The sequence below is a fragment of the Gemmatimonadota bacterium genome (assembly GCA_026705765.1).
Taxonomy (GTDB): Bacteria; Latescibacterota; UBA2968; order UBA2968; family UBA2968; genus VXRD01.
In genome coordinates this window covers 42,883-64,171 of sequence record JAPPAB010000028.1, presented here as the reverse complement: position 1 = coordinate 64,171, position 21,289 = coordinate 42,883, and the positions used below count along the sequence as shown (strand labels likewise).

Annotated in this window: 22 protein-coding genes; 12 read left to right on the top strand and 10 right to left on the bottom strand. The window is 50.3% G+C overall.

The window, feature by feature from the left end:
• From OXH16_03685 to OXH16_03665, 5 genes are all read right to left on the bottom strand, one after another.
• On the bottom strand, positions 1–376 hold a 376-nt coding region (locus OXH16_03685; GenBank protein ID MCY3680472.1), incomplete at its 3' end, for a sulfatase-like hydrolase/transferase.
• 68 nt (positions 377–444) lie between these two features.
• Complete coding sequence (locus OXH16_03680) at positions 445–1,833, bottom strand: sulfatase-like hydrolase/transferase (protein MCY3680471.1); 1,389 nt, start codon at positions 1,831–1,833, stop codon at positions 445–447.
• A 27-nt stretch (positions 1,834–1,860) separates the two neighbouring features.
• Positions 1,861–3,264, bottom strand: coding sequence for a sulfatase (locus OXH16_03675; GenBank protein MCY3680470.1), 1,404 nt, complete (start codon positions 3,262–3,264; stop codon positions 1,861–1,863).
• 18 nt (positions 3,265–3,282) lie between these two features.
• Entirely contained in the window at positions 3,283–3,993 is a 711-nt protein-coding gene (locus OXH16_03670; GenBank protein ID MCY3680469.1) for a BPL-N domain-containing protein, read from the bottom strand.
• Complete coding sequence (locus OXH16_03665; GenBank protein MCY3680468.1) at positions 3,986–4,243, bottom strand: hypothetical protein; 258 nt, start codon at positions 4,241–4,243, stop codon at positions 3,986–3,988. Before OXH16_03665 ends, OXH16_03670 begins: the two co-directional genes overlap by 8 nt.
• Before the next feature lie 133 nt (positions 4,244–4,376).
• Between OXH16_03665 and OXH16_03660 the strand changes: the two genes are divergently transcribed.
• Complete coding sequence (locus OXH16_03660; protein ID MCY3680467.1) at positions 4,377–5,501, top strand: transposase; 1,125 nt, start codon at positions 4,377–4,379, stop codon at positions 5,499–5,501.
• Positions 5,502–5,544: 43 nt separating this feature from the next.
• Here the strand turns inward: OXH16_03660 and OXH16_03655 are convergent, their stop codons facing one another.
• The 5 genes from OXH16_03655 to OXH16_03635 form a co-directional block, all read right to left on the bottom strand.
• The gene (locus tag OXH16_03655; GenBank protein ID MCY3680466.1) at positions 5,545–5,952 is read right to left on the bottom strand and encodes a hypothetical protein; all 408 of its coding nucleotides are present in this window, start codon (positions 5,950–5,952) and stop codon (positions 5,545–5,547) included.
• Positions 5,953–6,080: 128 nt separating this feature from the next.
• Positions 6,081–7,163, bottom strand: a complete 1,083-nt coding sequence (locus OXH16_03650) for a hypothetical protein (protein MCY3680465.1) — start codon at positions 7,161–7,163, stop codon at positions 6,081–6,083.
• Between the two features lie 14 nt (positions 7,164–7,177).
• Positions 7,178–8,134 (bottom strand): phytanoyl-CoA dioxygenase family protein, encoded by a 957-nt coding sequence (locus tag OXH16_03645; protein MCY3680464.1) that lies wholly within the window; start codon positions 8,132–8,134, stop codon positions 7,178–7,180.
• 17 nt (positions 8,135–8,151) lie between these two features.
• Positions 8,152–8,904, bottom strand: a complete 753-nt coding sequence (locus OXH16_03640) for a phytanoyl-CoA dioxygenase family protein (GenBank protein ID MCY3680463.1) — start codon at positions 8,902–8,904, stop codon at positions 8,152–8,154.
• 17 nt (positions 8,905–8,921) lie between these two features.
• A complete protein-coding gene (locus OXH16_03635) occupies positions 8,922–9,719 on the bottom strand; it encodes an AAA family ATPase (GenBank protein MCY3680462.1) in 798 nt (265 codons plus the stop codon).
• Positions 9,720–9,996: 277 nt separating this feature from the next.
• On the opposite strand from OXH16_03635, the gene OXH16_03630 reads away from it, so the two are divergent.
• The 11 genes from OXH16_03630 (at position 9,997) to OXH16_03580 (ending at position 21,259) form a co-directional block, all read left to right on the top strand.
• The gene (locus OXH16_03630; protein MCY3680461.1) at positions 9,997–11,493 is read left to right on the top strand and encodes a glycosyltransferase family 2 protein; all 1,497 of its coding nucleotides are present in this window, start codon (positions 9,997–9,999) and stop codon (positions 11,491–11,493) included.
• A gap of 23 nt (positions 11,494–11,516) precedes the next feature.
• Positions 11,517–12,368 carry an energy transducer TonB gene (locus tag OXH16_03625; protein ID MCY3680460.1) on the top strand — a complete coding sequence of 284 codons (852 nt, stop codon included), beginning with the start codon at positions 11,517–11,519 and terminating at the stop codon, positions 12,366–12,368.
• A 4-nt stretch (positions 12,369–12,372) separates the two neighbouring features.
• Positions 12,373–12,996, top strand: a complete 624-nt coding sequence (locus OXH16_03620; GenBank protein MCY3680459.1) for a MotA/TolQ/ExbB proton channel family protein — start codon at positions 12,373–12,375, stop codon at positions 12,994–12,996.
• A 2-nt stretch (positions 12,997–12,998) separates the two neighbouring features.
• Entirely contained in the window at positions 12,999–13,409 is a 411-nt protein-coding gene (locus OXH16_03615; GenBank protein ID MCY3680458.1) for a biopolymer transporter ExbD, read from the top strand.
• 26 nt (positions 13,410–13,435) lie between these two features.
• Positions 13,436–14,044 carry a sigma-70 family RNA polymerase sigma factor gene (locus tag OXH16_03610; GenBank protein MCY3680457.1) on the top strand — a complete coding sequence of 203 codons (609 nt, stop codon included), beginning with the start codon at positions 13,436–13,438 and terminating at the stop codon, positions 14,042–14,044.
• 1 nt (position 14,045) lies between these two features.
• Complete coding sequence (locus OXH16_03605; GenBank protein MCY3680456.1) at positions 14,046–14,519, top strand: zf-HC2 domain-containing protein; 474 nt, start codon at positions 14,046–14,048, stop codon at positions 14,517–14,519.
• Between the two features lie 132 nt (positions 14,520–14,651).
• On the top strand, positions 14,652–14,918 hold the full coding sequence (locus tag OXH16_03600) for a hypothetical protein (protein MCY3680455.1): 267 nt from the start codon (positions 14,652–14,654) through the stop codon (positions 14,916–14,918).
• Between the two features lie 75 nt (positions 14,919–14,993).
• A complete protein-coding gene (locus OXH16_03595) occupies positions 14,994–16,637 on the top strand; it encodes an efflux RND transporter periplasmic adaptor subunit (GenBank protein MCY3680454.1) in 1,644 nt (547 codons plus the stop codon).
• A gap of 5 nt (positions 16,638–16,642) precedes the next feature.
• Positions 16,643–19,918: an efflux RND transporter permease subunit gene (locus OXH16_03590; GenBank protein MCY3680453.1), complete on the top strand. Its 3,276-nt coding sequence runs from the start codon at positions 16,643–16,645 to the stop codon at positions 19,916–19,918.
• 1 nt (position 19,919) lies between these two features.
• Positions 19,920–20,747, top strand: coding sequence for an RDD family protein (locus OXH16_03585; protein MCY3680452.1), 828 nt, complete (start codon positions 19,920–19,922; stop codon positions 20,745–20,747).
• 74 nt (positions 20,748–20,821) lie between these two features.
• Positions 20,822–21,259: a hypothetical protein gene (locus tag OXH16_03580; protein MCY3680451.1), complete on the top strand. Its 438-nt coding sequence runs from the start codon at positions 20,822–20,824 to the stop codon at positions 21,257–21,259.
• The last annotated feature ends 30 nt before the right edge of the window (positions 21,260–21,289 follow it).

Below are 21,289 nucleotides of genomic sequence, written 5' to 3'. Positions count from 1 at the left end.
GGTCCTGAGGACGGTACGGATAGTTATCGCCCAGATGCCATTTGCCAAACACACCCGTTCGATAACCGTTCGCCCGGAAAATATCGGCCATAGTCGGCAAATCTGGTCGCAAAAGCGAGCGTCCGCTGCTCACGTTTACTGCGCCATTGCGTGCCGCATCAAGTCCGCTCAGCAATTGGCCGCGAGTAGGCGTACACATGGGCGCAACGTGAAAATCCGTCAGCCGAATACTTTCTCCGTGCAAGCTGTCCAGATTCGGTGTTCGGGCAACAGGATTGCCGTGACAGCCCAGATCGCCATACCCCTGGTCGTCGGTAATGATCAAAATCACATTGGGACGGGAAGGGTGCAGGTTTGATGATTCATATTCTTTCACAACAGTTTCACCTTTCAATATAGCTTTAATCAGGTCTTTTTCAGATCTTCCCTGGCCAGATCATCCATTTAATAAATGAGCCGACCTTTGCGTAGCGCAGGCTCATTGTAGCGCTCCATCTGGGCAATCAACTCAGCTTTAAATCTCTCAGCAACCTCTTTGTATTCGGGATCGGAATATACATTGACCAACTCATCCGGATCCTTATGCAGATCGTACAACCAGGGATCATCGACCTGTGAGAGAACCAATTTATAACGTCGGTTAACAGCCATAATGGTCTGCGATGTTGAAGTAGTCATATAGACAATGCGATCGTCATCTACCACCTTTTCATCACCGAGAAACGCCGCCGCATCATTTAACCCATGGGCATCTGGAATCTCCTCCTCAATCCCCATAAGGCCCAGAATCGTCGGACCGAAATCAGCCGTCGTATAGGCGGTATTCACAACTTTCCCCGGCGCAATCTTCTCGGGCCAGCGAATCACAAACGGAATCTTTGCACTGCCCTCGTAGGGCATCCCCTTGTTGTGGCGCCTATGTTCGCCCATCAGGTCGCCGTGATCGGCAGTAAAAATCACAATCGTATTCTGATCCAGTCCCCCGGCTTCCAGATCTGTTAGAATACGCCCCACATTATCGTCGATGCATTTGACCATCCCAAAATACCTCTGCATCTGCCTCTGATTCAGTTCACGGGCCGTATTCCTGTCTCCAACCCGGTGCCATTTCGGCATTTTCTCCACGGGAAAATCCATCGTGCGTGGATTTTGAAAAACCATATCTTTGTACATCGTGTCGTAGGGCGCGCGAACCGTGTTTGGCCCGTGCGGATCCGGGATAGAGACCATAATGCAAAAGGGGTGATTCTGATCGCGTTCAATAATTTCCAGAGTGCGGTCAGTCAACCAATCAGTTGTAAACGACTTTTCATCGGCACCATCTACTCTGCTGGCAGGCCCACCCCTGTTGTTCCTCGCCGCAACATAGGGTGTGCCGTCCTCTTTCAGACCGAGTTTCTTCCAGTGACCGCGGTTCCACATATACCGATTGTCCTCAAAACCAAATTTGTGCTCTGGCGCAAAGCCGGGCTTAGCTTCTCCACCCAGATGCCACTTGCCGAGATATGAGGTGACATACCCCTGGTTTTTGAGCACCTCGGCAAAAGTGATCAACCCCTCTTTCAGGGGGATATCGTTTTTATACACGTCGGTAGCAATCGGATAAAGGCCGGACACAAAAGAAGCACGCGAAGGCGAGCAAACAGGCGACGACGAATAATAACTGTCGCAAATAGCGCCGTCCCGGGCGAGCGAATCAATATGAGGCGTATCCACTTTGACCCCCGGTCCCCAGACAAAAGCCTGATCCTCCGGCATCAAATCGCGATAACAACCCAATGTGCGAAAATTGTGTTCATCGGTGTGAATAATCAGCAGATTTGGTTTACTCATTTCGTTCTCCCTGTTTGTCATACCCATCTATTGTTGAGCAACAGTACGTTCGTACTCCATATCATAATACGGATTGGGTTCGTTGGGGATAATGGCTTTTGTATCGCGTTGCCAATTTTTGAGATCTTTCAAAAGTTCAGTGGCTTTTTCGGTATGACGTGTAGCAAGGTCATTTTTTTCACCAATATCACGAGCAATATTGTAAAGTTCCACACTCTCGGTATCAAATCGCTCAATCAGTTTCCAGTCACCCTTGCGGATGGCTCCCGAAGGCACAGTACGCCAACCCGTACCCTGACCAGCGCGACCACCCCGCAAGGGCGTGATATTTTGGCAATCAGATCCTCCGAGATACAGAGGGAAGTGCCAGTACAGGGTATCGCGTTTAAGGGATGTTGCACCAGAGAAAAGAGGAACCAAACTTTCACCATCAACAGGTTGATGCTCAGGAAGTGTACCAGAGGTAACTTCAGCAAGGGTAGGCATAAAGTCGATACCGTAGATCGGCACATCGCATGTTGTGCCCGCAGGAATGACACTGGGCCAACGCATGCAGGTAGATACGCGGATACCGCCTTCGTAAAGCGCGCCTTTGCCACCGCGTAACGGATCCATATTGGTGTATTTGGCTATGCCGCCATGATCGGCTGAAAAGATGACAAGCGTGTTGTCTGCAAGGCAGAGATCATCGAGCGTTTGCATCACGCGCCCCACGCTTTCATCAACGCTTTCAACCATAGCACCATAAGGCGGGTTGGAATGTCCGGCTTTCTCGTAGGCGGCAATTTTATCAGCTTTGGCTAAAATGGGGGCGTGCAGCGCCCAGTGGGCGAGATATAGAAAAAAAGGGCCATCCCGATTGTCTTGAATAAATTGAACCGCTTCGTCGGTCAACCGATCTGTGAGATACTCACCTTCGGGACCATCGCGCATAGCAGGATTTTTATAAGGGCTAAAATGGCGTCCCATGCGCTGGTGACCACCAACGTTGTGATCAAAGCCTTTAGAAATGGGTCCCGCTTCAGGATCATTGCCAAGTTGCCATTTGCCGATAGAACCACAAGCATATCCTGCAGATTTGAGCACTTGCGGTATGCAAGTGACATCGGGTTTGAGGGCTATTGGATAATTAGAAGGAAAGCGTTCTAAATCGGCATCGCGAGCAGGCGTTATCAATTTCATCAGACGAACATCGCCTTTAGATGCACCACCAGGTGTATAGATCTCATGACGCGGTGTGTACATACCCGACATAATACTGGCACGGGAAGGTGCGCAATTAGGCCCACAAGAATACGTCTGCGGAAAAATCATGCCACCGTGAGCAAGGCGATCAATATTCGGCGTTTCATGCGTCTTACAACCCAGAAAGCCAACATCGCGCCATCCCATGTCCGATATGAGAATAAAGACGATATTGGGTAATGTCATACGGATCTCCTTATTCCTTCACCCAGCCGCCCATCTTACCGCCTTTTCCACCATATAACCCAGTGCGTCTGTCTTTTCGGGATGCGCACTGAAACAAAACACACGGCCTTTTTCAAACTGCGTGCGAACAATGGCTGAAGTGCCTGGCATAACGCCTTCAGGCGCACCTTTTTTTGCGATCTCAGTGCGATATAGAGCAAGACTTTCGTAATCCGGAACGAGTGGATCATCCGATTTACGGCGTCCCAGCAGAGGTCCCTGACCATAAAAAATCTGAAGAGTTTTCTCCTCAATCCCAAAAAAATCCTGGGCAGCCGAAGACAATTCAATCGTCACAATGCCAGTGCCCCGCGCCCAGTGTTCTCGGTCTATCACCTTTGCATCTATCAAGTCGAGAGACCACGGGTAGTCATTGGTCGCAAGATAGGCTCCGGCACAGATCCCGATAAAACCGCCTCCCTCTTTTACAAATTCCCGCACTGCTTCTCTTCCCTTTGATTTCAGGGCACGCCCCTGCTTTCCTCCGCTACCACCGGGTTGGATGAGAACATCCACCTCCGAGAGCTTACCCCCACGAATTGCCAGAGCGTCCATCCTGAAAATCTCGAAATCCGGCTTTCCCTTTGCCTTGCCGAGCACTTCGAGAAGTTCCGCGCAACTTGGACCAGCACCTTCGCCCTCATATACAGCGATCCGAATCCGAGTATTTTTTATTTTCTTTTCACTCATATTGCACAACCGGCGGCTTTGATGGTTCAATCGGGCGAATAATCTTTCGACGAGCGGGCGTCAATCTCGCCACCAACTCATCAGAGTACTCATACCCAAAACGATCTCGGGTCCAAAAAGACGAATAGCGATAAATCAATGCGCGGCGTTCTCCCTCGTTGGTCCTCACACTGGCACCGTGAATAAGTGCATCTGTAAACACAACGGCATCTCCCGCCTTGAGATGCACCTCCTTGAGATAGGGTGCCATATCACCAGGCTCGAGAACATAATTCTTCCTGCCCTGCCCCTTCTGATGCACCAGCACTTCATCATTGTGGTTCGTCCGTTAATTCTACGAAAAATAGCTTGACAAAATACGCTCATAAGTATATATTTTTATTATGCTTAAATCCTTTAAATACAGATTGCGCCCAACGAAAAAGCAAGAGAAATTCTTGCTGGCACATATTGAAGAATGTCGCTTGCTATACAACCAATTTCTCTGTGCGAGAATACAAGCATGGAAAAATGAAAATAAGTCTCTGTCTCGTTATGACCAGACTAAAACAATACCAATGATGAAGCAGCAGCGTCTTGCATTCAAGCAAGTCTATAGTCAGGTATTGCAACAGGTGTCCACAAGAGTAGATTGGGCATTCAAAGCATTCTTTCGTCGTCTTAAAGAAAAAGCAAAGACGGGCGAGAAAGCAGGCTTTCCCAGATACAAGGGACAGAATCGCTATGATTCTATCACCTATCCTCAGTTTGCCAATGGATGCAGACTGGACGATAAGGGCTTGCGAATGGGCAAAATAGGCTGTATTCGGATTGTCCAGCACAGGCCACTTGACGGCATTCCTAAATCTTGCACAGTCATGAGAACAGCGACGGGTAAGTGGTTCGCTACTATTTCTTGTGATATAGGCGACACAAGTAAGAAAGCAGACACTAACTCTGCCGTTGGCATTGACGTGGGTCTCAATTCCTTTGCTGTAACCAGTGACGGACAGAAGATAGCCAACCAGCGATTCTTTAGAAGAGAGCAAAAAACGCTTGCCAAAGCACAGCGCAAATGGGACGCGGTAAAAAAAAGACCCAAGACCGGCGCCGTAAGAGAAAAACGTCGTAAAGTCATTGCCAAAGTGCATGAGCGTATCCGTAATAAGCGACATAACTTTGTTCATCAAGAATCAAGAAAAATGGTCAATCGTCACGGTTTCATAGCCGTCGAGAAATTAGACGTAAAAGAGATGCAAAAGAACAAGCGATTGTCTAAATCAATAGCAGACGTAGCGTGGTCCCTGTTTCGGCACTGTCTCAAATACAAAGCGGAAGAGGCTGGTATTGGATTCAAGGCCGTCAAGCCTGACTACACCTCACAAGATTGCTCGGCATGTGGACATAGAGAGAAAAAGACACTCTCAGATCGTGTGCATCATTGCAAGGCGTGTGGCTATAAGACGGACAGAGACCACAATGCTGCGATAAACATATTGACGTTGGGGCTACAACGTCAGGCGACCTAACCGCCAAGAAGCCCAACTGCTCTATCGTTGGGAGTAGTCACCGTTATGATATCGAAAACTGGTGCGATAACTCTTGGTTGTGCCCACCGGAATGAACAGGTACATAGCTGCCTTTCCGACTGACAGACAGATGGTTAGCCCAGATATACAACCCATCATTATCGACATAGCGCTTCACATACTCAATCCAGTTGGGATTATCGATCAAAGCCTCAAAAGCTGGTCCACCCTCAATAATATTCGCAAACTTAATATCGGGGCCCTTTACGGGTTCGGGATCGCTACCGCGAACATGGCCGATCCATTTGTGTCCAGCCTCGTGTAAACGAACCCAGTGATCGACCGTCTCATTAATCTCCGCAATTAACTCTGGAGAAACAACATCCTTCAGAACGAGATATCCTTGAAGATCAAAACGGTAATCATCCCATGCAGTAGGTGAGGGTACCATATTTTTTCTCCTTATTTATCAACGCGAATGCCCCCAGTGTGCCCAGATCCCAACCGAAACCACTGAGGGCAATTGTACTGCTGTAACGACTCCTATGTCGCTTCAAATCGTGCCATACAATTTCCCTATTATTCACAGTACAGCTTCGCCACGGCAATCGCATCCTCTTCCCAACAGGTATAAAACAAATACAACTGACCATCTTCTTTGAACGCATAAGAATCGTGCACCACATCGCCCTCCCAATCCTCCTCGGCGCGAATCATCTCTTCGGGGGGATAACTCGTCTGCCACGCCTGCCAATCACCCGCGCTCAAATCCACAGTCGAACGCATAATATATTCCGGCTCCTCCCATTTTCGGCTGTAAAACACCTCCAGCGTCTCGCCATCCCCCATCACCCGCACACATCCGTGGCGCAATCCCAAACCCCCATTGGGAAGATGATCGCCCGCCAACCCATCGGCGACGAGATCATCCTCAATAGGCGACGATTCAGCAGACACCCACAGAGGATCGCTCGTATTCCAACCCACTGGCGCATCCCACGGACATTCGGGAACAGCTGGCTCTAAAAAAAATCCGCGCTGTGCAAAACCGTACCAATCGCCATGGTAGGTAAACACGCGCAGATAATTTCGATCCGCAAATTTCAACCGTTTCAATCCGCAGCCTTCTTCGCCACCCACTTCGGGACGGTTAAAATTCAATCCGGACTTCGACGTCGCCACAAATGAACGCTGGCCATCATTGCTGCTCCCGTGAACCACCATGATAAACTGCCGACTATCCTCATCCACAATCACCTCGGGAGACGACACATGCCCCTTCAACACAATACCATCCACCACATCAATCGTCTCAGTCTCATTGTCCAGCCGCAAATCAAAAACTCCGCGCCCGGGAAAACGCGGATCATCCAATCTCCCGGCATTAAAAATCGTCCAATCCGCCGAATCCACCCGATCTGACCACGCCAGATGAATACTCGTCCCGTGATGCGACGCAAAATAGAGATAATAATTCGCATCCGGATGTGCCCGATCTTCCGCAGACACCCAGTCGGGAACCCGAACCACCGTGGGAAACATCGCATCGCCGCGCAGCCTCGAGCGATTGGGATCTGCCCCAATCCTGAGCCGCCGCACATCACTTCCATCGACAATTGGCTTACCGTGCAATTTCTCAACCCGATAAGTTACTTCACCCATGCAATTCTCCATGTTTAGCGGCGTTCATCCAGCGGCGTCCAACCGCGCCCTGGGGCGTGAACCTTCTTTCTATCCCACTCTCTCCGCAACGTGGCAAAAGCCTCGGGATCTCGCATCTCTCGCTCGGGATTTTGCGTATCCTGAATCACGAAATACGCCTCGCCCGGATGGCACGCCATCGTCACTGGCTCGCGTTCTGGCATATAATCTTCGGGCACCTCGCCAATATTGCTCGGCACGCCAAAATCCTGATATCGCAAATCCATACTCCACCGCACAATATCCGTCTTATTTTCAAACGAAGCATGGGGCGTCAAATTCGTCAAAAACAAAACCGACCCCGCCGACATCTCCACGGGTATTGCGCCCTTCGGAACATTTTCAGGTGCAATTTCCAAAAAACCCGCGTGACCACCCGTATAATGTCGGATAATCCCCTTATCCTGCACCTTTGGAATCACCCACAAACACCCATTATCCAGCGTCGCATCCACCAGCGGTACCCAGCACGTCACCATCAAATAATCGTAACAATGTTCCATCGAATAACCCGCATCCTGATGCCAGGGCACTTCCCCGCGCGAATAGCCCGGCACCTTGGGGCGTATGCGATAAATCGACGTACCGACAATATCGGGACCGATAATATCCTCAATACACGCAATCAATGGACGATGCCGCAACGCCTTCAAAATCCCCGGCCCGTGAAACCTACCCGACCAGATCGACATCAACACCTTGTGAGCGGCCTCCGGGTTGTATCGGTTAAGCCTGGTCAGCCGCGTCTCAAATGGCTCCTCGGCAAAATCGCGATCCAGCTCGCCAGCGGCAATCAACTCATCGCACTTCTCCTGAACCGCGCCTGTCAACCCATCCTTCAAAAGTTGCAAATCGTCCGAAGAATAAATGGATTCTTTAACCACATAACCAAGCTCTTTGAACTGTCGAACTTCCTCTGCTGTAAGCCCCATAAGTATGTCCTTTCCGATCACATAACGACTTTTTCCCGCCCGCCAATTGATGGCGGCTCCATAATCCGTCGCTGCTGATCTGTCACATTCGGATAATCGTCTGGATTGTAATAATTCTGCGACCACGCCGAATGTCCCGGGCTAAATTTATACAGCAATGAACGGCGCTCGTGCTCGCCCTCCCATGGCATTGTTCCATGCACCAGTGCCTCTGTAAAAATGATCATATCCCCGGCTTCTGCTTCGGGCTGATGTACATAGTGCGCCGGTCGCTCAAAATTGCGCACATCGCTGGGAATACTGACAAAATTGCTCTTATGCGACCCGGGAACACAGGCAAAGCCGCCATCCCCTTTGCGCGCGGGCGCAAGATTATAAGTAAACACCGTCAACCCATTGCGCATCACCCCATCGTGGTATTTGTACCAATGATCGCCCGGCACACCCGCCTGCAGTGATGGCCCACCGTGCAATCGCCCGCGTCTCGCCCCCTTCTTCATAAAAATGGAATAATCGTGATCCACGCGAAATGTTGGCCCTAGCAACTCAATCATATACGGCAACGCATTGGGATGATCGAACAACGCCTGCGTCTCTGGCCCCCACATTGAAACGCGACTCGTACGGCGGTGCCCATCATTTTCGTCGGCAGGAGCAGCCCATACCTCATCGGCCAACTTATTCAGCGCATCCACCTCATCTGCGCTCAACACATTTTTGACAACCAAAAACCCCTGCAAATCAAATCGAAATTTCTCTTCTGGTGTCATAATCCCCTCCGTTTTCACTACAGATTGTCAACCGCGTAAACAGCTTTCTCTATCTGTTCCTCTCCAACGGTTTTGACCCCGGCATCAAAACCGAGCAACAGGGCAATATCGCAAATATTATTTATATTTTGTGGAACACCATTAGACGCTTGATAGAGCGCGTCGAGCGCGTCCTCATCAAATAAAGATCGATCAGCCCCAGCTTTTTCCAGACGAGTTTGCACATAAGATAGGGTTTCTTCGCGCTTGAGCGGCGCGAGATGATATTGCCGCGCAACCTGTTGTCCCAATGCCTCAACGCCCGCAACCCGTTCCATGAGATCTGCCTGTCCAACGAGGAGAAGGGTGAGAAAAAAACGCCCGTTGCGTTGAAAGCTGAACAGAGATTGCAACGCTTCAAACGTATCGTCGTCTTCTATTGCATGGGCATCATCGACAATAACAACCGTATATTTGCCCGCATTGGCACTTTTGACGGCCTGAACCTCAAGTGCGCGTTGCAATTTTCCGTTCGATTGGTCCTCAACGTCCAATTGCTCGAGCATATCCCGCAGAAAGTCTTCCGGCGAAAGACCAGGTCTATCCATAAGTGCGATTTTATACCTATCAGATGACAGTTCATGGATGAGCATGCGACCCACAGTGGTTTTGCCACAGCCCACATCGCTCGTGAGCACGGCAGCCCCCAGGCGGTTATTGATCGCGTAAAACATTTGCAACAATGCTCTCTGGTGATCTCTCGAAGAATAAAAAAAACGCGGATCTGGCACATTTTCAAACGGCAATTCTGTCAGATTCCAATATTTATCGTACACGGTCTTAATCCTTTATTTTAAGTCCGATCATGGATTTTACGCACCTATCGGAATAGAAGTTTACCCCTGCCCATTGCACCTGTTTTATCGCAATCCAATATAGTTACCTCAAACGGTCTGTGTCAAGTGATCGACAAAGCGATTTAAGTGTTTTCGGGCATTTTAGACAACACGGAGACATTGACACAAAATACTTTGACGGAACGTATCCAAACCCTATATTTTGCTGCACTGCACTGGTAACACATCTATTTTGACTTTCATTTTGGAGATCTGTATGGCCTGGTGGCAATCCGTTTTGCTGGCCACTTACAGCCTCGTGTTTGCATTGCTGATGCTCGTAAGCCTGCATCGACACTTGATGGTACACCTCTATTACAAGCACCGTCGCAAACAGCCCATTCCCCGCGGCACCTTTGATGAATTACCCTTTGTGACAGTGCAATTGCCCGTATTTAACGAACGCTATGTGGTCGAACGACTGATTCGCGCCGTCGCCAAAATGGATTATCCAACCGACCGCCTCGAAATTCAGGTTTTAGACGACTCAACCGATGAGACAACCGCAATTGCCAGGCAGTGCGTTGATGAACTTCGACATTCGGGACTGAATATCGCGCTGATACACCGCAAAACGCGCACCGGGTATAAAGCCGGTGCGCTCGCAGAGGGATTGCGAGTTGCACGCGGTGAATTGATCGCAATTTTTGACGCCGATTTTCTGCCGCCACCGGACTTTTTAAAAAAAACCATTCCGCATTTCGCAGAACCGCAAGTCGGCATGGTTCAGACGCGCTGGGGACATCTGAATCGGGACTACTCCATCTTGACACGCGTACAGGCCATCTATCTCGACGGCCATTTTGTTATGGAACACGGTGCCCGAAGCCGCTCGGGCTTGTTTTTCAATTTTAACGGCACAGCAGGCGTCTGGCGTCGAGCCTGTATCGACGAAGCTGGCGGCTGGCATCACGATACCCTGACCGAAGACCTCGACTTGAGCTACCGCGCGCAATTGGCGGGATGGCAATTTGTCTATCTCTCAGATACCGTAACGCCAGCCGAAATCCCCGTGGAAGTAAATGCCTGGAAATCACAGCAATTTCGGTGGGCAAAAGGCTCTGTTCAAACCGCCAAAAAAACACTGAAAACCCTGTTGCAAAGCCATCTCCCCTGGCGTGTAAAAGGCGAAGCCGCTTTTCATCTGGTAACCAATTTTGCATATTGTTTGATGGCAATGATCGCCATTCTCATTTTTCCCGCAATTGTGCTGCGGGAAGACCTCGGATGGCTCAGAGTATTGATAATCGATTTTCCCCTCTTTGTAGGCGCGACGGGCGTGATCTCGAGATACTACATCCACTCGCAGCGAGAAATATATTCGGATTGGAAATCGCGCATCCTGTATTTACCATTCGTACTCGCCCTGGGCATGGGGATATCATTGAATAACGCGCGCGGAGTGATTCAGGCTCTGCGGGGGCACGAGACCGCATTCAACCGCACCCCTAAGTATCGCGTTATCGGACGAAATGGAAATTGGTATCGCAAAAATTACGCCCTGAAAAAAAATATAACTGCATTTTTGGAAATTGGACTCGGCCTTTATCTGCTGGGTGCCATGGCGTATTCGATTGCCAAAGGGCTGTACTTCCCCGTACCATTCCTGATTTTGTTTGCCTCTGGCTTTTTTTATGTGGGGGGAATGTCTTTATTCCAGGGCATGTGGGCAAAAATACATTCGCGAGCAATTGAAGTCGCAGAAGCAAACTAAAATAGTAAAGGCAGAATGGGTATATGGCAACGCGACTCAACAATCCATACCTCTGGGCTTATACCGCAGCCATTCTGCTGCACATTATGTTCCTGCTCATGGAGAACCCGCTATGGCACTCTGCGATCATTGTACCGCAACCAGAAAAAATACCCGCATCACCGCCCCTGACATTTGAATTTGTCGATGTGCCCCAAAATCGAGACGACGCACCGCCCGAAGAAACCCCTTTGCTCGCAGAGCGCGATAACATCTCTCGCGATCAACAAACGGTCCCCTTACCCGAAAGCCACTTACCATTTTCCGATGGCATATCACAGGCTAAAAATATAGCGGCACCAGCGCAGGGGAAGCCGCGCAGTGAGACGCAAAGCGCAGACCGTACGCAGGGAACCACCGACAACCCCTTTAGCTTTGTGGATGTATTGCAAAAAAATCCCGAAGAAGCGCGAAAAGAGCGAGAACGCGCGGTATTGGGCGGCGAACTGCCCCAACCACGCATAGATATGGACAATAGCAAGACCCGCGCACTCGAACGCGGGGGATTGCAACTGAGCACTTACGCCTGGAATTTCGCCCCCTACATGCAATATCTCAAGCGACATATTGACCGTCATATATATCCGCCTCGCGCATTCGAATTGGGTATGATTGATGGCAAGACCATAGTGAAATTCAGAATCTGGCGCGATGGGCGGCTCGAAGGCCCCGAATTGATCGACTATGAGGGCCATTACCTATTGCGCGATACGAGCTTGAAGGCTATCGAACTATCGGCACCATTCAAGGCATTACCGCCAGATTTCCCGGAAGAGTACCTCGACATTACGGGTACTTTTGAATATTTGATTTTTGGCAAAGGACAAAGGCGATAATAATATGGGCTGGGCACTATTTGAACAGGGTGGCCTCATGATGTATCCTCTGACCTTGTGCTCAGTACTGGCTTTGGGCATTGCAATTGAGCGCGGGTTTGCACTGCGCCGTCGCGCCGTCATCCGGCCCGAAATTGTCAGTGTAATCGACAATATTCAAGGCCCCGAAGACATCGGATTGGCATTGAACGTCTGTCGGCAGCACAAAGGTCCTTTCTCCGCGGTAATGCGCGCGGGATTGGACAATCGCCATTTGCCTTTAGAAGAGGTCAGAGAAAGCATTCTGGACCAGGGCCGTCAGGAAATGGGCGTATTGCAAAAGGGACTGGTAGTACTGGAAACCGTAGCGGGAGTTTCACCGCTTTTGGGACTCCTGGGCACTGTTCTGGGCATGATAAAAGTTTTTCAACAGGTCTCAGAAGTAGGCGTAGGACAGGCCAATCTTCTGGCAGGGGGCATTTCCGAAGCAATTTTAACGACTGCCGCTGGACTTTTTATTGCGATTCCATCACTCGTATTTTACAATTTATACAGCAGTCGGGCAGAAAGCTTGATCCTGGAAATTGAGAAATACGCCAATACCCTCCTGAAAAAACTCCGGGGGTTTCAAGACTCCGAAGGTGAATAGTAATGCGAATGCAAATGCCCCTCAAGCGCCGCCCGGCCATCAATGTGACTTCTTTGATCGATGTCCTATTTTTATTGCTTACATTTTTTCTTGTAACCACGCAATTTATCGATCAATCCGCACTCAAGGTCGAACTGCCCGCCATGGAACACGCGGAAAAAACGCAGCATCCAAGACGTTATATTCTCAACGTATCGGCAGATGGTCAAATGGCATTGGATGGTCAGATGGTCAATCAACCGGCATTGCGGGAATTATTAAAACAACACGCGGCGGATATCGATGAAAGTGGGGGGCTCATTTTGCGGGCAGACCGTCAATTGCCCTATGGCGACGTGATGTCGATTCTGGACCTCGTCAGAGGTGTGGGAATCAGACGGATTACCAATGCCACAGCGGAAACCAATAAATAGCGGTTTTGGTCTCAGAGGTCGGAACAATGCGCGATTCAAAATCGTCCAATTTTTTACATATGGAAGATATCCAAATCGTCGCCCGGGTCTTAGAGGGCAACACAGAGGCTTTCTCCGTGCTGGTTCAGCGACACCATGAACGCGTGTACAATGCGGTTTACAGCCTCATTGGCGATCTTGACGAAGCCGACGATTTGGCGCAAGAGGCATTTCTCAAGGCATTTCGCGCCCTGAATCGATTTCGGGGGCAATCGCTATTTTCAACGTGGTTGCACCGCATCGCTATCAACTGCTGCTTAGACCACCTCAAATCCAGACATCGGCGCAGCTTTATATCTCTGGATGAACACCGAGAAAATTGGGATGCACCGCGCATCTGGACGGGTCAGCCCCAAAATGCAGATATGCGCGTTGAACAACGGGAACTTCAAGAAATTCTCGAACGCGCCCTGGACGATCTATCGGAAGAATACCGCGTGACCTTTGTTTTGAGAGAAATTGAAGGTCTGACCTATGAAGAAATTGCCGAATTGCTCAAATGCTCAATAGGAACCGTTAAGTCTCGCCTGTTTCGAGGACGAACAAAACTCCGCGAAATTTTGCAGGTGCAATACGACAACTGGATTGAGGCGTGATATGGACGCAGGCAACACCATTGACATCAACCGAGAATTGTTGTCAGCTTATCTCGATGATGCGCTGACAGAAGCAGATCGAGCCAGAATTGAGATACTCTTGCGCACATCTGACAGTCTCAGGCGTGAACTGGCCGAGATGGTGCGAATGCGCCAACTATTTGCCGCCTGGTCTCCGCCTGCACCCGACCGTTTTTTTGTGCGGCGCGTAGATATAAAAATCCAGGAAGAAGTAGCGCGAATGAAGAACCGATGGGGATTTCAAAAATTCGCCACTGCCGCAATGTTGCTGATCTCCATTGGCTCGCTGGCATTTTTGACCCAACGCCTGGACAGAAATGTTGAACCCGTCACCCTGGATGCTTTTTTACAGGGTTCGCTCGACCGCGAGGTTCGAGAAGTTGTGAGTTTGACCGAAGATGATTTTTCCAAAGACCGCGTACTCGACCTCGTCTTATCCGACAACACGCGTTAGAAGGTTTTTATTATGTTTATTTCGCGTTTCCGCTTTACATGCCTGATTGTCTTGTGTTTATTACTCGGCGCAGTGATAGGGACTGTTTACGAAAGTCTTGCGTCTGGTAATGCTGGAAAAAGGCGAGTGCGCATGTCTGAAATGGTGGCAAAGCTCGACCTGTCAGATAAACAGAAAGCGCAACTGGACACAATCCTCGAGGAAGGGCGCAAATGCATGGTCGATATCAACACGGCCTATCGCTCTGAGTTTGGAAAAGTGAGAAACACAACCCGCGCTCAAATTCGGGAAATTTTGACACCTGAACAGCGAAAAGAATTTGATGAGATGATGGCCGAACAAGAGACTCGACGGCGTACCCAGCACAGAAACAGGATTCACAGCAATAAAGCCGAGTGATAAAGAATTTTGTGCAAAAATAAGTGAGTAATTGTTTACTTTCTTTTAATTTTTAAGTTTTGAGAAGACGGAGGGATGATGCAAAAAATAGCCAAACACCGATGGTTCGTTCTGCTTTTTCTCGCGCTCTTTGCCTGCGGTGAAGAAGCACAACAGGCACAGGGCGGACGTGCTGGACGCGGTGGTCGCGGTGGACGCGGTGGTGGTGCTGCTGCGCCCGTCAAGGTCGAGACTGTAAAACAAGGGGATATTTCTGCATATATCCTCAAAAACACAACACTCGAAGCCGAAAGATGGGTTGACGTTCGAGCGCGCAGACCCGGACAGGTCATCGCGATCTCAAAAGAAGAAGGCGACCCCGTACGCGAGGGTACTGTGCTGGCGAGGCTCGACGCCGACGCTGCCCAGATCAGCGTCGCGCAACGAGAAGTTGCCTATCAAGAGGCCAAACAGCGGTATGAACGCGAAGATGCCCTATTTCAGCGCAACCTGGGTAGCAAACAGTCTTATGAAAATGCCAAGACCCAATTCGAATCTGCCAAAGCACAACTCGAACAGGCCAAACTCGATTTGAGCTACACGGCGATTAGATCACCCATTGAAGGCATTATGACGCTGAGAAATATCGAAGTGGGCAATATGGTCACCAACAATCAGGTGGTGGCCTCTGTAGCCAAATTTGATCCTCTGCTTGCACGCATCCAGGTAACCGAAAAGGACTTTGGTAAAATCACCGTAGGACAGACTGCGCGCATTACTATTGAAGCTGCGCCTGAAAAGGAATTTACGGGCACGGTGAAAATGATCAGCCCCGTGGTGGATCCCGAAAGCGGCACGGTCAAAGTAACCGTCGAGATACCTCGAACAGATAAAAGTCTATTGCGTCCCGGGATGTTTGCCTCGGTCTATATCATCACGGAAACGCGAATAAACACCCTGGTCATTCCCAAAAAAGCCCTCGTACTCGAAGGAGAAGGCAACCAGGTATTTACCTTTGAGACCGATCCCGAAACCGGACGCGGGCAGGCCCAACGCAGGCGCATCGAAATCGGTTTTACTGATAGCGACCGCTTAGAGATTCTCAATGGCCTTTCCCAGGGAGAGCAAGTCATTACCGTGGGACAGGAAGGATTGAGACCGGGTTCCTCCGTGCGCCTCGTCGGAGAAGCCGCACCCCCCGCACTTGCCGGACGCGGTGGACAGGGAAGGCAGGGTCGAGGGCAGATGGGTCAAGGCGGGCAGGGCAGACAGGGACGAGGACGTGGTGGAAGTGTTCAAATGGGTGAAGGCGGACAACGAGGTGGCGATGGACAGGGAAGGCAGGGACGAGGACGCGGGCAGATGGGACAAGGCGGACAACGAGGTGGTGGCACTATGGCAGGAGATGATGCCAATACCGGTCAAATGGGTCAGAGAGGCCAACGAGGTGGTGGACAACAGGGTCGCGGACAGATGGGTGAAGGTGGACAGGGCAGACAGGGACGAGGACAAATGGGACAAGGTGGACAGGGCAGAGGATTTGCAGGTGGGCAAGGTGGCGGTGATCCCACAGACCGTATAAAACGCATAATCGAGCGCTTCCCCGAAGTCAAAGCCGAATATGAAAAACGCGTGAAAGACGACCCTGAACTCGCAACAAATATGGAAAAACTCCGCGCTTTTGTGACTGAAATGCGAGAAAAAGGATTGATACCAGCACGAGGCGGACGAGGTAATTAAAACTTATGAAACTCATTGAATTTTCGACCCGGCGACGGGTAACAGTAACGATGTTTGTGGCTGCGGCAGTGTTATTTGGCATGGTGGCTTTTCAGCGCCTGTCGATCAATCTACTGCCCGACATCACCTATCCCACCCTGACGGTGCGCACAGAATACGAAGGCACGGCTCCCTCGGAGATGGAACGCTTAATCACCGAGCCGATTGAGGGATCTGTAGGTGTGGTAAATGGGGTTATCCGGGTAACATCGACCTCCCGCCCTGGCATATCGGATGTGGTTGTGGAATTTGCCTGGGGTACGGACATGGATTTTGCTTCCCTCGATGTTCGGGAAAAGCTCGATCAGGTGCGCCTGCCACAGGACGTGAGAAAACCCGTACTGTTGAGATTTGACCCCTCGCTGGACCCAATCATGCGCATCGGACTCTACGGCGAAGAAAGCCTGATCGCGTTACGCCTCCTGGCCGAAGAAGAAATTAAGCCCGAAATGGAAAGCCTCGAAGGGGTCGCATCTGTGCGCGTCAATGGCGGCCTGGAAGAAGAAATACAAGTTGAGATTGACCAGCCCAAACTGGCTGCATTGCGCATTCCACTCGCTCAGGTCGTCAATCGCTTAGCCCAGGAAAATGTGAATCTGACAGGCGGAGAACTCAAAGATGGCGAAGCGGAATACCTGGTTCGCACATTCAACGAATTTAAAACAATAGAAGAAATCCAGGACATCGTGGTGGGCCAGCGGCAGGGCACAATTATCACATTAGCCGATGTGGGGTTGGTGACCCGGGGGCACCGCGAACGCACGGTAATCACGCGTATTGATCAGCAAGAAAGTGTCGAACTGGCCATATACAAAGAGGGCGATGCCAACACCGTAACCGTTGCGCAATCCGTTAAAGAAGCCCTTGAGCAATTCCGCCGCACATCCGGCGATTTGCTGGGCAATTCTCGGATGGAGGTCGTCGCGGATCAATCGACATTCATTCGAGACTCGGTTTCCGAGGTCCTCAACACCGCTATTTTGGGTGGTTTTTTGGCCATTATCGTCCTCTATCTGTTTTTGCAAAGCCCCAAAAGCACGGGCATCATCAGCGTATCTATTCCCATTTCGGTTGTTGCGACATTTTTCCTCATGTACGCATCCGACGTGAGTCTCAATATCATGTCTCTGGGTGGTCTTGCCCTGGGAATTGGCATGCTGGTTGACAACTCAATTGTCGTACTCGAAAGCGTACAACGTTACCAGGACAGCGGCCTGAGTCCGCGTGAAGCGACCAATAAAGGGGGGTCTGAAGTGGGGCAAGCCGTAGTGGCTTCTACAATGACGACAATATGCGTCTTTGTCCCCATTGTCTTTGTCGAAGGCATTGCCGGGCAACTATTCCGCGACCAGGCACTTACCGTGACCTATTCGCTCGTCGCCTCCCTGCTCGTTGCCCTCACGGTCATACCCATGCTGGCTTCGCTGGAATTTTCCTGGATTGGTGAATTTGCCGCCGTAGAGAAACGAAAAAAGGAAAGCGGACACAAGGGTGGTGTAGAAGCACCTGCCCGTGCTATGGGATTGCTGGGCGCGGTTGCAGGATGGTTGGGACGCGGTATTCTGACCTGCCTGACACCTTTATTCTGGATTTTCGACAGAGTGATTGGACGCGCTTATCTCGTCTATCCGCACATTATCAGATGGGCGCTCAGACATCGCCTGTATGTGATTGGGTTGGCAATTGCCCTTTTGGGTGGCACCTGGACACTTGGCTCGAGATTGGGCAGTGAACTAATCCCCGAAATGAGCCAGGGAGCGTTCTCAATTGCAGTCGAAATGCCGCTGGGCACACCCCTTGCCGCCACCACACAAACCATTCAAGCCATTGAGAGAATTGTGCGCAGCCAACCCGAAGTGCGTCTGGTGTACAGCATTGTCGGCACGCAATCGGCATCTGGGGGAAGCGGCGGAGAAGAAAGAGAAAACGTAGGTGAGGTCAATGTCGTACTCCACGAGGGCATTATTAGAGATCGCGAAATTGCCGTGATGGATCGCTTGCGCCAGATGATCCTGGAAATTCCCGCCGTGGATACAAAATTTGCTCGCCCATCGCTATTCTCGTCCCGCACGCCAATCGAAGTGGAAGTCGCCGGTTATAATTTGCTGTCGCTACAGATGATCGCCGGAGAAATGATGGCGCGCATGCAAACTATTCCGGGACTGACAGATATAAAAACAACGAGCGAGGGCGGTACACCCGAAGTGCAAATTCGGTTTGACCGCAAGCGCGTGGCGCAAATGGGCACAACGATTAACGCCATTGGCGAGATTATCCGCAATCAGGTTCAAGGAGAGGTTGCCACACAATTTACCCGAGGAGATCGACGGGTCGATATTCGCGTTCGCGCCGAAGAGGAACACCGAAGCACAGTAGATGATCTGAGGCGGTTAATCGTCAGTCCTAACAATGCCCCATCGCCGGTGCCTTTGAGTGTGGTTGCCGATTTACAGGTGGAAATGGGACCTGCAGAAATTCGCAGAATTGACCAGGAGCGCGTGGCATTGATTTCGGCCAACCTCGTGGGACGAAGTCTGAGTGCTGTCGTCGCAGACCTCGAACGCGAAATAGATCGGATAGAGTTGCCCGCTGATTTTTCGATTAAAGTGGGTGGTCAGAATGAAGAGCAACAGCGATCGTTTGAAAGTATGCAATTGGCGATTGGATTGGCGATTTTTCTCGTTTATCTGGTGATGGCATCGCAATTTGAATCGCTCGTACATCCCTTTGTGATCATGTTTGCCATACCTTTTGCGCTCGTAGGTGTTTTTGCCCTGCTCCTCATAACTGGACAGACCATCAGTGTAGTCGTACTCATCGGTTTGATTATGCTCGCCGGCATCGTCGTCAACAATGCCATCGTGCTCATCGATTATATCAACACGCTCCGAAGAGATGAGGGCATGCCCAAAATGGAAGCGATTGCACAAGGGGGCAGAGTGCGCTTGCGTCCCATTTTGATGACCACCTCTACAACCGTGCTCGGCTTGTTGCCCATGGCACTGGGCATTTTCAATTTTCAGCCCCTTGTCAAAAGCATCGAAGGCGCGCTGGACGGCATATTGTCTGGACAGGTATTCACCGTGGTCATGGCTGTGGTGGGCATGGTATTCCCGGTGGGACAGGGCGCTGAGATACGCGCACCTATGGCCATTACCGTTATTGGCGGCCTGGTCGTATCAACACTGGTAACTCTGGTACTGATCCCAACGCTGTATTCGCTAACCGACCGCAAGGAATAGCATGGACCAGAGCCGAAATGAAGCATTTGTCGAATCGCTTCAGAACTATTCGCTTTCAGAACTCGAAGATATTTATGCACATCTGGATCGCGACCGATTTCCAGAGCGATACGATCAAGTCAGGGCAGAAATCGAAGCGCGCTTAAAAGACTTTGATCCAAAATCTATGGATACAAGTACGCTGACGGATCCACCCGGAATCTTGAGACGCCTCGCGTCGAGCGCAATTGATTTCTCCATGCAAGTGCTCGTTCCTTTTTTAATTTTTTTTCTTCTCAAAAGCGTTCTCTTTCCAGGCGCGCAAACCGCAGGTGCTGGCGGTGGACGAGGCGGTGGACGAGGTGGCGGTGGGAGAGGCGGGAGAGGTGGCGGTGGCGGTGGCGGCAATCAATCCGATGATATCTGGTCGGACATCACGAGTTTTGCAGGAGGTGCGAAGGATATCGCCGTTGGATTGATCGAGGGAGACCCCGCAGCGCAGAGCAGAGCGATGATTATCTGGAATGATTTTGGAATCATTTTGACCATTTTGCTCGCCTTCCGTATTTTCATGACCTTATCGGGATGGGCGCGTTCTGGATTTACCCTGGGGATGCGCGAATTGGGCATTCGAATCGAGCGCGTTGGGGGAGGTATTCCAACCTGGTCACAGGCAGTGGGCAGATTTATTCTACAGCCTCTGCTTTTTATCGCGACATTGGGCCTCAGTGGATTCTGGATGCTGTGGGACCCCAACAACCGGGCACTTCACGATAAAATTCTCGGCACAAAGCTCGTTCGCATGGTGCGCACATGGGAAAAGACAGAAGCCGAAAGAAGATTTGAATAGAATATGTCAGTTATCCGAAACTTTTAATCATGTACTCTCGTCTAAACCCTCGAAATCTCAGGGAAGGAGTAAGTATGCACAGACGGATGTATAAAATGTGTTGCGTCGTGCTGGCAACCGCATTCTTTTTAGGGTGTTTGGCCCCCGTTGCCGAAGCGCGGTCCTTTTTTACTGCACGGCGTACATTTGGTATCTTATTTCTCGGTGGCAGTGCTTATATGGCCAAGCGCGCCATTGATTACAAGCGCGATGCAAACGACAATTACGAAGCCTACAAGGCGGCGAAAGACTCTCGAGAAGCCGAACAATTTTTTAACCGCACGAGCGATCGAGATACCAAGAGCATGATGAGTGTCGGATTTTCCGCAATTTTGTTGATCAGTGGTTTGCGTTTACTCATACACAGCGGCGTGGATGATAAAATGCCCAAAATTGATCGACGAATCAAAATAGATCTCAACAGTGACATTCGCAAAAAATCTGTTGGAATTGTGTTAAAGAAAAAATTTTAATCATCATTAATGGGCAATGAGGAGATTATT

Coding starts and splice junctions, on each gene's coding strand:
- OXH16_03600 (MCY3680455.1), top strand. CDS start 14,652: ATGTCTGAAATGGTGGCAAAGCTCGACCTGTCAGATAAACAGAAAGCG.
- OXH16_03680 (MCY3680471.1), bottom strand. CDS start 1,833: ATGAGTAAACCAAATCTGCTGATTATTCACACCGATGAACACAATTTT.
- OXH16_03590 (MCY3680453.1), top strand. CDS start 16,643: ATGAAACTCATTGAATTTTCGACCCGGCGACGGGTAACAGTAACGATG.
- OXH16_03595 (MCY3680454.1), top strand. CDS start 14,994: ATGATGCAAAAAATAGCCAAACACCGATGGTTCGTTCTGCTTTTTCTC.
- OXH16_03625 (MCY3680460.1), top strand. CDS start 11,517: ATGGCAACGCGACTCAACAATCCATACCTCTGGGCTTATACCGCAGCC.
- OXH16_03660 (MCY3680467.1), top strand. CDS start 4,377: ATGCTTAAATCCTTTAAATACAGATTGCGCCCAACGAAAAAGCAAGAG.
- OXH16_03640 (MCY3680463.1), bottom strand. CDS start 8,904: ATGACACCAGAAGAGAAATTTCGATTTGATTTGCAGGGGTTTTTGGTT.
- OXH16_03580 (MCY3680451.1), top strand. CDS start 20,822: ATGCACAGACGGATGTATAAAATGTGTTGCGTCGTGCTGGCAACCGCA.
- OXH16_03615 (MCY3680458.1), top strand. CDS start 12,999: ATGCGAATGCAAATGCCCCTCAAGCGCCGCCCGGCCATCAATGTGACT.
- OXH16_03655 (MCY3680466.1), bottom strand. CDS start 5,952: ATGGTACCCTCACCTACTGCATGGGATGATTACCGTTTTGATCTTCAA.
- OXH16_03610 (MCY3680457.1), top strand. CDS start 13,436: ATGCGCGATTCAAAATCGTCCAATTTTTTACATATGGAAGATATCCAA.
- OXH16_03630 (MCY3680461.1), top strand. CDS start 9,997: ATGGCCTGGTGGCAATCCGTTTTGCTGGCCACTTACAGCCTCGTGTTT.
- OXH16_03605 (MCY3680456.1), top strand. CDS start 14,046: ATGGACGCAGGCAACACCATTGACATCAACCGAGAATTGTTGTCAGCT.
- OXH16_03620 (MCY3680459.1), top strand. CDS start 12,373: ATGGGCTGGGCACTATTTGAACAGGGTGGCCTCATGATGTATCCTCTG.
- OXH16_03670 (MCY3680469.1), bottom strand. CDS start 3,993: ATGAGTGAAAAGAAAATAAAAAATACTCGGATTCGGATCGCTGTATAT.
- OXH16_03645 (MCY3680464.1), bottom strand. CDS start 8,134: ATGGGGCTTACAGCAGAGGAAGTTCGACAGTTCAAAGAGCTTGGTTAT.
- OXH16_03585 (MCY3680452.1), top strand. CDS start 19,920: ATGGACCAGAGCCGAAATGAAGCATTTGTCGAATCGCTTCAGAACTAT.
- OXH16_03650 (MCY3680465.1), bottom strand. CDS start 7,163: ATGGGTGAAGTAACTTATCGGGTTGAGAAATTGCACGGTAAGCCAATT.
- OXH16_03675 (MCY3680470.1), bottom strand. CDS start 3,264: ATGACATTACCCAATATCGTCTTTATTCTCATATCGGACATGGGATGG.
- OXH16_03665 (MCY3680468.1), bottom strand. CDS start 4,243: ATGGCACCCTATCTCAAGGAGGTGCATCTCAAGGCGGGAGATGCCGTT.